General features: G+C 42.8%; 10 protein-coding genes. 1 reads left to right on the forward strand and 9 read right to left on the reverse strand.

The features are described from left to right. The 9 genes from Q0625_RS13930 to Q0625_RS13970 form a co-directional block, all read right to left on the reverse strand. On the reverse strand, nt 1-1786 hold a 1786-nt coding region (locus Q0625_RS13930; RefSeq protein WP_298828558.1), incomplete at its 3' end, for a chloride channel protein. A gap of 82 nt (nt 1787-1868) precedes the next feature. After that, nucleotides 1869-3674: a translational GTPase TypA gene (gene typA, locus Q0625_RS13935; RefSeq protein ID WP_298828561.1), complete on the reverse strand. Its 1806-nt coding sequence runs from the start codon at nt 3672-3674 to the stop codon at nt 1869-1871. Nucleotides 3675-3772: 98 nt separating this feature from the next. After that, nucleotides 3773-4063, reverse strand: coding sequence for a type II toxin-antitoxin system RelE/ParE family toxin (locus tag Q0625_RS13940; RefSeq protein ID WP_276724853.1), 291 nt, complete (start codon nt 4061-4063; stop codon nt 3773-3775). After that, nucleotides 4054-4302 carry a hypothetical protein gene (locus tag Q0625_RS13945; RefSeq protein ID WP_298828566.1) on the reverse strand — a complete coding sequence of 83 codons (249 nt, stop codon included), beginning with the start codon at nt 4300-4302 and terminating at the stop codon, nt 4054-4056. The genes Q0625_RS13940 and Q0625_RS13945 overlap by 10 nt, the downstream gene beginning before the upstream one ends. A gap of 59 nt (nt 4303-4361) precedes the next feature. Beyond that, nucleotides 4362-5948, reverse strand: a complete 1587-nt coding sequence (locus tag Q0625_RS13950) for an L-lactate permease (protein WP_298828569.1) — start codon at nt 5946-5948, stop codon at nt 4362-4364. 159 nt (nt 5949-6107) lie between these two features. Beyond that, the gene (locus tag Q0625_RS13955; protein ID WP_298828571.1) at nt 6108-7496 is read right to left on the reverse strand and encodes a di-heme oxidoredictase family protein; all 1389 of its coding nucleotides are present in this window, start codon (nt 7494-7496) and stop codon (nt 6108-6110) included. Nucleotides 7497-7516: 20 nt separating this feature from the next. Continuing rightward, nucleotides 7517-8917: a di-heme oxidoredictase family protein gene (locus tag Q0625_RS13960; RefSeq protein WP_298828573.1), complete on the reverse strand. Its 1401-nt coding sequence runs from the start codon at nt 8915-8917 to the stop codon at nt 7517-7519. Nucleotides 8918-9004: 87 nt separating this feature from the next. Further along, entirely contained in the window at nt 9005-10102 is a 1098-nt protein-coding gene (locus Q0625_RS13965; RefSeq protein ID WP_298828576.1) for an imelysin family protein, read from the reverse strand. A 29-nt stretch (nt 10103-10131) separates the two neighbouring features. Next, the gene (locus tag Q0625_RS13970; protein WP_298828578.1) at nt 10132-11484 is read right to left on the reverse strand and encodes an autotransporter outer membrane beta-barrel domain-containing protein; all 1353 of its coding nucleotides are present in this window, start codon (nt 11482-11484) and stop codon (nt 10132-10134) included. Between the two features lie 228 nt (nt 11485-11712). On the opposite strand from Q0625_RS13970, the gene Q0625_RS13975 reads away from it, so the two are divergent. Continuing rightward, nucleotides 11713-12142 (forward strand): ABC transporter ATPase (locus Q0625_RS13975; protein WP_298828580.1); only part of this gene is annotated, 430 nt, incomplete at its 3' end.

The following is a 12142-nucleotide window of genomic DNA, read 5'->3' on the forward strand; positions in this document are numbered from 1 at the left end:
TAAAGTAAATCAGTTTTCTCCTATATACCGTTAGGAGTTTGGATTTGGAGATAAAGCCTATGTATTTGCCATCCTTAACTACTGGAAGATTCCAAGCACCTGTACTCTGAAACTTGTCCATAACTTGGTTCATAGTATCTGCTCCCATTTGAATAAGGGCAGGAGGCGGCTGCATCATCTCCAGTACGGAAACTTTTTCGTAAAGTTCCTTTTCAAATATCAAGTGGCGAATATCATCCAAAAGGATGACCCCTTCCAAACTGCCTTTCTCTCTGTCTAATACGGGGAAAATATTACGAGAGGACTCCCTGATAGCCTCATATACGACTCCCTTGAGATTCATATCGGTATAGACAGGGACAAAGTTGGTCTCTATCACACTCTGCATATCCATAAGCGTCAAAATTGCTTGGTCTTTGTCCTGATTGACCAATTCTCCCTTACGCCCCAGTTCCATTGTGTAGATAGAGTATTTGTTGAAATATTTAGCAATAGAAAAAGACACTACCGCCGTGACCATAGCAGGGACAAAAAGCGCATACCCTCCTGTTACTTCTGCAATAAGGAAAATGGCTGTCAGTGGCGCATGGAGTACCCCCGTCATTAGGGCGGTCATCCCAATAAGGGTAAAGTTGGCCAAGGGTAACTTATGTGGCAACCATTCTATCTGGTTGATAATACGCGCAAAGCAATTGCCCATAACCCCACCCATAAAGAGCATAGGGGAAAAGATCCCCCCTACACCGCCTGCTCCGAAAGTTACAGAGGTGGCAACCACCTTGGAGAAAGCCAAGCCTGCCAAAAGCAGGATAATGATCCAAGGGTTATGTAAGTCCCAACCAAAGATGTTATCCCCCAAAGAGAGTTCTGGATGACCTTCCTTAAGGTGGTTAATCACCTCATGCCCTTCCCCATAGAGGGGTGGCATAAGAAAAACAAGCAATCCCAAAATGGCACCTCCTATAAGTAAGCACACATAGGGAGAAGAGAATCGGGCAAAAAAACGATTGACCCTCTCATAGACAAAGGTAAAGTAAGCCGACATAAAACCGCCTACTACTCCCAAAAGTAGGTAAAAAGGAATATTGCGCATAAGGAAATTCGCACTCACCTGAATAGGCAACAGTGCTGCATTACCAAAGAATAGGTATGAGGTAAGCACTCCCGAAAGTGAAGCCAAGAAAAGCGGCAGTAGGGAAGAGAGGGTAAGGTCTAGCCCAAACACTTCTATGGCAAAAAGGATACCCGCCAGTGGCACCTTGAAGATCGCTGCCAAGGCTGCCGCACAAGCACAAGCCAAAAGGAGCATACGATCGGACTGATTGATATGGAACAAGCGGGCTATCTGTGAGCTGATTCCAGCTCCTGTAACCACCATAGGACCTTCCAGTCCTACGGAACCCCCAAAACCAATGGTAATAGGAGCTGTCAGCAAGCTTCCATAAGCTTGGAAACGCTTCATAATCCCCTTTTGCTTAGCTACGGCATACAGAATAGAGGGAATCCCATGACTGACCTCCTTACGGATTACATATTTCTTTACCAAATAGACCAAGAGAAAACCCACCGCTGGGAAAACTACATAAAAGCCATAGTTGATATAGCGGATAATATTACCCACCAAAACCTCCTCAATAAAGTGTGTAAGGGAGCGCATCGCTAGTGCTGCAAAGCCCGTAGCGACCCCTACCAACCCACAAAGCAGCAGTATAAACTGCCTATGGGTGAGGTATTGTGTCTTCCATTGTAGGAATCTTATATACCAACGCTGCGCTGTTGTTTTCATTGTAGTTTTGAGCTGTGAGTTCTGAATTTTGAGTTATCTATGCAGTCACTGGGATTAGTCACTGGTCACTAGTCATTAGTCACTATTTAAACTCTTTCTCGTGGCGTTTGCGCTCGTTTTCGTCCAGATAGATCTTTCTGATGCGCATATTCTTAGGAGTTACCTCTACATATTCGTCTTTTTGGATATATTCGAGGGCTTCTTCTAGGGAAAACTTAATAGGCGGAGCGAGTTTCACCTTTTCATCGGAACCTGCAGCACGTACGTTGGTAAGTTTTTTGGTCTTGGTCACATTCACCACCATATCCCCACTACGAGAGTTTTCGCCGATCACCTGCCCTGTATAGATATCTTCCCCAGGGAAGATAAAGAAACGTCCTCTGTCCTGCAACTTATCCAAAGAGTAAGGAATAGCGGTACCCTGTTCCATAGAAATCAAAGAACCATTGATACGTCCTGCTATCTCTCCCTTAAATGGCTGAAATTCCAAGAAACGATGGTGCATGATCGCCTCCCCAGCAGTGGCAGTAAGAATTTGGTTTCTTAGCCCAATGATACCACGGGAAGGTATAAGGAACTTGATAATCATACGCTCTCCCTTAGGCTCCATACTAAGCATTTCACCCTTGCGGAGGGTAACGAAATCCACAGCCTTTCCACTTACATTCTCTGGTAGGTCTATGGTAAGCTCTTCGACAGGTTCGCACTTAACTCCATCAATCTCCTTGATGATAACTTGGGGCTGACCTATTTGTAGTTCGTATCCCTCACGGCGCATCGTCTCAATAAGCACAGAGAGGTGTAACACCCCGCGTCCATATACGATAAACTTATCCGCACTATCGGTAGCCTCTACCCTTAGGGCGAGGTTCTTTTCCAATTCACGCTCAAGACGTTCCTTGATATGTCGGGAAGTTACAAACTTACCATCTTTACCAAAGAAAGGAGAGTCATTGATAGTAAAGAGCATACTCATGGTAGGCTCATCAATAGCAATGGTAGGGAGCGCTTCGGGGTTTTCATAATCGGCAATAGTATCACCAATATCGAAACCTTCTAACCCTGCAATAGCACAGATATCACCTGCCTGTACTGACTCCACTTTCTTACGACCTAAGCCGTCAAAGATATGGAGTTCGCGTATTTTAGATTTTACAATAGTCCCATCACGTTTTACCAAGGAGATATTCATACCTGCCTCAAGGGTACCACGATGCAAGCGCCCTATGGCAATACGTCCTGTAAAGGTAGAGTAGTCAAGGGATGTGATGAGCATCTGTAAGCTACCTTCGGAAACCTTAGGGGCGGGGATATACTTCACTACCATGTCCAAAAGCGGCTCTATGGTAGTGGTAGGCTTGCGCCAATCCTCGGACATCCAATTCTGTTTGGCGGAACCATATACGGTAGGGAAGTCCAACTGCCAATCCTCCGCACCAAGTTCGAACATAAGGTCAAATACAGCCTCATGCACCTCCTCTGGGGTACAGTTTTCCTTATCTACCTTGTTAATTACCACAATAGGCTTGAGTTTCATCTCAATAGCCTTTTGTAGTACAAAGCGTGTTTGTGGCATAGGCCCCTCAAAGGCATCTACAAGCAAGAGCACCCCGTCGGCCATATTGAGCACACGCTCCACCTCCCCACCAAAGTCGGCGTGGCCTGGGGTATCTATGATATTGATTTTTGTGCCCTTATAATTGACCGATACATTCTTAGAGAGGATAGTGATCCCGCGTTCGCGCTCTATGTCATTGTTGTCCAAAATCAGTTCACCCGTTTCTTGATTATCGCGAAAGAGCGCGCAGTGATGTAGGATTTTATCTACTAAAGTTGTTTTTCCGTGGTCTACGTGCGCAATAATGGCTATGTTTCTTATAGCAGTCATATAATTTTTTTTAGGGCGCAAAAATACGAAAAAGTTTTTAGTTTTTAGTTTTTAGTTTTTAGTTATTTAACTAATGAGCTAATTTGCTAATTGATTCATTAGATTTCAATAGATTCCTGTTTAGAACTTCTGAAGTGCTGTATTTCTATTGTCTCCTCTTTCACTTGAAAATATAAAAGAAAACGCCCTTTCAGAATAGTCCTTACATATAAATCCATTTTTTCAATATATCTACCTATATAAATAGGCTTAGAAGAAAGCTCTTGTAATAATAATCTTAATTCTCTTATGATCTTATCAGAATATTCAAGGCTATCATTGTGTATATCCCAATATTCGAGTGTTTGAGTGAGGCTTTCCTTTGCTTGAGGAGACCATATTATTTCCATGATCTTTTCCTTTTTTCTTCAATTTCATTAAAGACATCTTCATTCTTTATTCCTAATCCCATTTGTATTTGCTTACGAGAAAGCATAATAGCCTCTATATCCTCTTGAGTGAGAATATCATCGTATTGGTCTATTTCAGAATCTGCCACTTCAACCCCTAAATCATTTAAGAATTTAATAATTGCCTGATACTGAGTAAAACTAAGCTTTTCTTTTAAAGGAATTATATTTGTATTCATAGTATTCTTATATTTTTAATGAGCCAATTTGCCAATGAGCGAATTTACTGATTGACTCATTATAAGAAGAGCGCCACTATTGCCGCTATAAGACCATATACAAGCATAGGTATGACCGTCTTCTTGAGGATACTTCCTTCAGCATTGTCAATACCCAACACGGAGCAACCTGCAATGATATTGTTGATACACACCATATTTCCCATAGCTCCTCCTACCGACTGCAAAGCTAAGATAAGCGGTACAGAAAGACCTGTAGCGGTAGCTACTGAATATTGTACTGCCCCAAAGGTAACATTGGAAATGGTATTAGAACCTGAGAAGAAAGCTCCCAAAGCTCCTAAGAAGGAAGCGAAAGATACCCAATGCTGTTGGGTAGCATTAGCTAGTCCCTTACCGATAATCTGAGTCATAGAATCCTGACCGCCTATCATCATGAGTTTCACCATAATCATAGCTCCGACCAAAGCGAGGAAAGGCTTCTGCATCTGAAAAGCACTCTTTAGGTAGATATCCTTACACTTATCCCAAGACAAACGGAATATAAAGAAAGAAAGCACTACAGTAACTATAAAAGGAATCAGTGAAGGCGTATAGAGGAGTTTATAGCTATCACCCACCCCTGTACGGAAGATATCTTCCACAGAGAATATGAGTCCTTTACTCACCTTGAAGGTACCCATTTCTCCTAGGGAGAACTGGAACCACTCGGTAGCATCATTGAGCATTGCCTTGAAGGGAAGTTGTTGTACACGGGTGAGTATTAGAATTACAATAAGCAATAGCGTAGGCGTAAAAGCCTTGACAAGAGTACCTGTAGCTATGGGTTGTTTTTCTTCTTGCTGGTCTACCTTGGCAAGTCCTATGCCCTTTCCTGCTACCCCAACAGAGATAAAGAGTCCTATAGCTCCTCCTACTAGGGAAGGAAACTCATAGTTGAACTGAGCGATGAGGAAGTAAGGAATGGTACAAGAGACGATACTAATAAGGATAAAAACTATATTCTGTTTGATATCTTTCCAAGAAACGATAAAGCGTAAGGCCAATACTGGAATCACAAAGCCTGCAATAAGGTGAATGAGTGCGGTGATTTGTCCAATTTTGGAAACATCCTCCCCATTGATAGTGCCACTGTCCAAAAGGGTTTTGAAACCATACCAAGTAGGGGTACCTACCGCTCCGAAGGAAACAGGCACAGAGTTCATCACTAGGGCTAACATGACCACTTGCATAGGCTTGAACCCTAGACCTACCAAGATAGGCGCCGCGATGGCCACTGGGGTACCGAAGCCGCTAGCTCCTTCCAACATAAAAGCGAATGCCCATCCAATAATCATCAGCTGTGCCACTGGATTCGGGTTGATGTTCCCCAACCACTGACGAAGCGTATTCATAGCCCCCGAAGACTCCATCATACGGTTGAAAAATACCGCTCCAAAAATCACTGAAATAGGGGTAAATACTGAAATAATCGCCGAAACAATATTGGCATTGAGTAACACAAACTCATTCTTGAAGTAAAACATCTGTAACACATACACTAATCCTCCAATCAGTGGTAAGGCTACATAGGAAGGAAATGCATTGCGCTTTACCATCAGGTAAATCAGTAGCACAATAGGAAAAATGCTCAAAAAAAGATCCATAGCAACTGTTAATGATTAATTGTTAATTGTCAATGACTAATAATTTCTAAATTTTGGGCAAATATATAACATTTCATACATATAAACAAATTTTCTTCAGAAATCAGAGGTCAGCCGTCAGATGCTAACGGCTGAAGACTGACCTCTGAGGGCTGAAATCTAAATAGAATTAAGAAACTCAAGGAGGTCTGCTCGTTCCTTTTTAGAAAGTTTCTTAAAGATTTCTTTAGAACGAAGCGCTTCACCTCCATGCCAAAGAATGGCCTCTGTAATGTTCTTAGCGCGACCATCATGTAAGAACTCTGTATGTCCATTGACCATATCTTGTAGTCCAATGCCCCAAAGGGGACGGGTACGCCATTCACGACCTGTAGCGAGAAAGTCAGGACGACCATCAGCTAGGTCTTCTCCCATATCATGCAAGAGCATATCGGTATAAGGGTAGAAGGTTTGGTTAGCTAAAGCCTTGATAGGAGCTTGCAGGGTACGCTGCTTAGGCGTATGGCACTTAGCACATTCGGCCAACTCAAAAAGACGAGCTCCATTTCTGACCGACAGCTTACTAAGGTTACGTGCTGCAGGTACCGCAAGAGTTTGACAATAGAAAGCTACATTGTCCAAGGTTTGTCGGTCTATTTCAGGATCATCGGCAAGGCCATCACTACCATTCGTCTGTCCTGCTCCTGTTTCTTGAGGAAATAGATAGTTGGTAATTCCCATATCATTCACGAAAGCTGCAGCAGATTGTTCCAGTAGTGTAGCCGTGTTGGCCTTCCAACCAAAGCGACCAATCTTTTTAGATTGGGAGACGGGATCCCATACCCAGTTAACCTTTCCAGAGATACCATCTCCATCATGGTCATCGGGATCAGCAGCCGCTATGATATCCGCATCGGGTACTGATTCCAAAAGTCCCAGACCAAATACAGGAGGACCAATACGTGGGGAGGATAACACTCCTGCGGGCAATGGTATATAGGTATTTTCCATTCTATAATAAGGCTTTCTTAGTATCACCTGTTCTCCATCTTCAAAAGTTTCTATAATTTCTGTATAGCTTACGGCAAATGAAGCCTCAGGTGCATGACCGATGATAGCATGGTTCTGTATCTGAGTCCCAAAGCCAGGCACTGGGATCATAGCCCCTGTAAGGGGATCTTCACCAGGCATACTCACTCTGAGAAAGAAACCACTACGCCTATTAAGAGCAGTAGGAAACGGAGCGCGACCATCTCTTGGGTGGCAGGATATACAAGAATTATTGTTGAAAATAGGACCTATACCGGGATTATTGACAGCAGGAGCTGTGATAAAAGTAGCCTCAAAGATTGCATCTCCTGAATCATGTTGTTCTTCTTGGGCAGCCGATAGATTGGTAGCTGGCACACTATAAGCTGAACTAATTTCACTAAAAACAGTAGTTTGCCCACCTGCATAGGTTCTATCTGTAAGGTTAGGTAATTGTTCTGGATAGATATACTCTTCCTCTTCTGAACAAGCACTTAGGAAGAATATAGGGAATGTCCATAATATTATTTTCTTTATCATTACAGCTAGTGATTAATCAATTAAATAGAATTAAGGAATTCGAGTAGATCAGCTCGTTCCTTTTTGGAGAGTTTTTTGAAGATTTCCTTAGAGCGGAGCGCTTCTCCTCCGTGCCAAAGAATAGCCTCAGTAATGTTCTTAGCGCGACCATCGTGCATAAAGTGGGTATGCCCGCTTACCAAGTCTTGCAGACCAATACCCCAGAGCGGGCGAGTACGCCACTCACGACCATCGGCAAGGAAGTCAGGACGGTCATCAGCGAGATTTTCTCCCATATCATGCAGGAGCATATCCGTATAGGGGTAAAAGGTTTGATTGGCTAAAGCCCTAACAGGGGACTGCAAGGTACGCTGTTTAGGTGTATGGCACTTGGCACAACCGATACCCTCGAAGATATGGGAGCCGTTGCGTACTGAAAGTTTGTTAAGGTTACGCGCGGCAGGTACTGCAAGAGTTTGTAGGTAGAAGGTAGTGGCATCTACTTCAGCTTTAGTCATTTCGGGGTCATCATCTCTGCCATCATCAGAGTCAGTTTGTCCATGTCCCAACTCTACACGATAACCATGATAAGGGTTGGTAACTCCCAAATCTCCTAAGAAAGAGCCTGCGGCTTCATCAAGTAAGGAAGCGGTATTAGCCTTCCATCCGAAGCGTCCAATCGCCATACGTTGGTTAGCCTCATCCCATACGCGGTTCACTTTCCCTGAAATACCGTCTTTGTTTCTATCCTCTATATCTTCAGCGGCTAAAAGGTCAGCTTCGGGAATAAACTCCAACAGACCCAAGCCATAGATAGGCATACTGGTGCGAGGTGAGATCAGAATATCAGCAGGCACAGTGGCAGTAACCCCTATAAGAGAATAGTGAGGTTTTTTGAGCACTACCTTGGTGCCATCCTTAAAAGTTTCTACAATATCAGTATAAGTAACCGCAAACTGCCCTTCAGGTCGGAATCCTGCAGTAGCTAAGTTCTGTACTTGGGTTCCGAAGCCAGGCGCTGGCAGTGGGCCTCCATGAGCATCTACTCCGGGAATACTTACCCTCATCAAGAAGCCTCGAGCACGCACCAAATCGGTAGGGAAGGGAGCACGCCCCTCACCAGGGTGGCAACTGATACAAGAATTACTGTTGTAGATAGGCCCTAAGCCTCCATATACAGGAGCAGGCTGGGTGACGAAGGTAACATCGAACATTTGGTCTCCTTCGTCATGGAGATTGTTCTCTTCTTCATTAAGATTTTCAGCAGCCACACTATAGGCAAAACTGTTTTCACTATATGTAGTTGTTGCTCCTCCGGCAAGGACTCTATGAGATATATCGGGCAAGTGTTCTGGATAGATATATTCGTCCTCCTCACTATTACAAGAAAGACAAAGTGCTGTGGTTAGCAATAAAAGGGTTGTTGTTGCGAATGTTTTCATTACTATGTGGTATTTGTATTTTATAAGCAAACGACAAAAAGAAAGATTATTTCTTTTTGTCGTTACAATTGATTGTTTTTTAGGATATTATCCTTTTGAGATTGAATAATATTTGTTCAATTCTTTCTCGATAATGTCGCGAAGTTCGAATACTGTATTTTGTGCTTTGGTAACGGCAGCACGTCCTTGAGCATTTGTTTTTACAATAGCTTCAGTAAAAGTACCAGGGATCGCTTCAAGGTTATTGATAGCCTCTTGTATTTTAGCTTTGAGCTTAGCATCAAGGGCAGCATCTTTCTCTTTTACAAGGTCGCTAAGACCTTTTCCTTGTACCCCATTATATTTACCTAGGTAAATGTTCTGAATACTACGGATGTTATCAGTAAAGTCCTGCTTAGAATTGTTACTAAAACGAGATTCTTCTTTGTCAAATACAGGATCACCCGCTTCGTTAAAGCAGTTAGCTATTTTTTCGGAAGCTACTTCATTAGCAATATGCCAAAGTCCAGAAGCAATTTCAGAAACAGCTGCCGCAGTAGATTTGTATTTTCCTGTTCCAGCAGAAGCTTTAGCGAAATTTTCAGCATATTTTCCACTTGTCCAGCCTTGAAGTACTGCATTGGTATTGTTCTTCATATCCTGAGCAGCTGCCTTTAGGTATTCCTTTTGTCTTGCAGTAAGAGAAGCGGCAGTAGCTTGTCCATTTTCTCCCCAGATAAGGAATTCAATTAAGTGGAAACCACGAGTTTCAGGGTTTTGTGCAATCACAGCAGGGGTAATAGGTGCTGTACCTATGAGGACTGTATTCATTTTCTGTACGTCTACAGGCCAAGTATCCATAGCCTCATCTAGATCTTCAGGTTGTTTCACAGGGCCATAGAGAAATCCTTCGGATTGTTCCCATGGGCTACGAGCTGCTTTCCAAGCCTGACGAGCTGCAGTGAGGGTAGCATTACTAGGCGTTTTTTCCAAAGCTGTAAGTGCTGTCTCAAGGGCTTTTGTCTTACCATTCAATTCAGTGTAGGTAGGAATAATTACATTCTTCACTACATCATTGATTACTTCTTGTTCTTTAGCTACTTGTGCTGCTAGTTTAGCTGCCTCACCACTATTGTCATCATCTTTTCCACAGCTCACCAAGGAGAGAGCTGCTAAGGTACTAAGTGTTAATGTTCTTAGATTCATATAAAATTTAATTTAATTAGGTTACACATTTAGAAAGAGAAAGCAAGCCCAATGGTAAGGGTGTTTTCCTTCATTTTTCTTCCCATATATACAGGGATACGCTGAGTAAGGTCATAATAATCAGCTCCCAAGGTACGCCACTGGTAGTGAGCCTTAGCTACAATTGCAGGAGTAATGAACCAATTTAGTCCTGCGGTAAGAGCACTACGTTCCCACTTAGGATTCTTGCGAATCAGTCCCTGTACTTGCTTCATGGTATCATAGTAATCATATCGGACAAAGGGATAGAGCCTCTGCTCTCCTGTATAGTTACAAAGCGGTAGGATATTGTAACCTACTTCCGCAGCGAAGCCTATAGCCTGCTTACCGACCGCTGTTTTCTTCACCCCCAAGGTACTTGATATACGTGTATTGGCCGAGGAGATAAGATCCGAGTTTTGTACATTGCCCCATACAAAAGCCGTATTAAAGCGTAAAGGCCCTTCATCATAAGAGAGATGTGCTGCAAAGAGGGTTACTCGTCCATCCTTTTCTATATCTTTCTTAGGTCGGTTTGGCGTACTATTGCCTGTATAAAAACCAGCACCTACAAAGGTATGTTTACTCTTGCCAAAAAGATAATCCAAGCGTCCTGTATAAGCCCAAGCATCGGCTTGAGCCATCTCGAAGCGCAATTGATGTCCTCCTTTGACAAAGTTTCTTGAACTAAATCCTGTAGCATCCAAGCCATTGGTGAAAGAAAGCTCATAACGGAACCGCTTAGCAAAAGTTCCATAGAACTGGATACCATTCTCGTACCAACCTAGAGGGAGCATCTCATTCTCCATTTCAGGCTTATGAGCAGTAAAGTAGGAATTAGGTCTGTCGAGGGTTTGTGCTAAGTTCAAGCGGAGTTTTACCCGTCCTGCTCGCACATTGAAGTAAGGACGCAATTGGAAATCCAAGTACATCTGTTCGAGCTTCACCTCTCCACCGGCTTCGATCTCTTGTTCGAACTCGCCAGCTTCCTCCTGAATATCATACTCCATAGTAGCACCTGTACCCCCATGTTCGAATTCTATTTCGGAACGCATAGATATCCAATCATTGAAACGATAACCTAAGTAAAGGTTGAGTCGTTCATGGTCTATCTTATCCCTAATATAAGCATCAGAGTCATACGTACCATATTTGTAGTAATTCACAGCCCCATAGCCAGAGAAAGAAAAGCGATCCCCACTTAGCAGGTTAGACTTTTGTACTTTCTCCAAACTATCTTTTTGGTGTAACTCTTGTAGGATTTCCTCCTTGAGCTGCGCCTTCAGTGTAGCATAATTGGGCTGCTCCTGTGCCGAGAGTGAAAGCCCCGACAAAGCTAGCCCTACGATTAGTTTGTTTCTCATTATCAAAAAGATTCGTTTCTGTTTCTAAGTGAGTGCAAAAATACAACTTATTTAGTATAAGTCCAAATAAAATTGAAGGAAATTTAAATATAATTTCACAAATAGAACCTTCCCTTTCAAAATACCCATAAATAGACAGGTATAATTTTAATTTTGCTGTTTTTCAAGGACAAATTGCCCATCTGCAAAAAATTTTATATATTTGCACTCCTCAATTATGGAATACTTATGTTAGTTGATTTTAACACTTTAGAAGACACCGCACGGGTATGGATATACCCTGCTAATCGTGTGCTGACTTCAGAAGAGCTCAGCCAAATCACCTCAGACCTCTCCGAGTACCTCTCCACATGGGCATCTCATGGGAAATCCGTTAGGTGTGCTTTCCAAATACGTTATGACCGGTTTATTGTCATTGCTGCCGATGAAAATCAGCATATCGGTGGTTGTACCTTGGACGAACTGGCTCATTTTATACAAGATCTGGAACGCAAACACCATCTTTTGCTCTTAGACAAGATGAATGTGAGCTACCGCCACGAAGACGAAATCTACTATGTGCCCCTAGTAGATTTCAAGAAATTAGCACAACAAAAAAAGGTAGATAACCAAACTATTGTTTTTAACAACTTGGTTACCAACCTTTATGAGTACCAAC

Source organism: uncultured Capnocytophaga sp. (genome assembly GCF_938029845.1).
Taxonomy (GTDB): domain Bacteria; phylum Bacteroidota; class Bacteroidia; order Flavobacteriales; family Flavobacteriaceae; genus Capnocytophaga.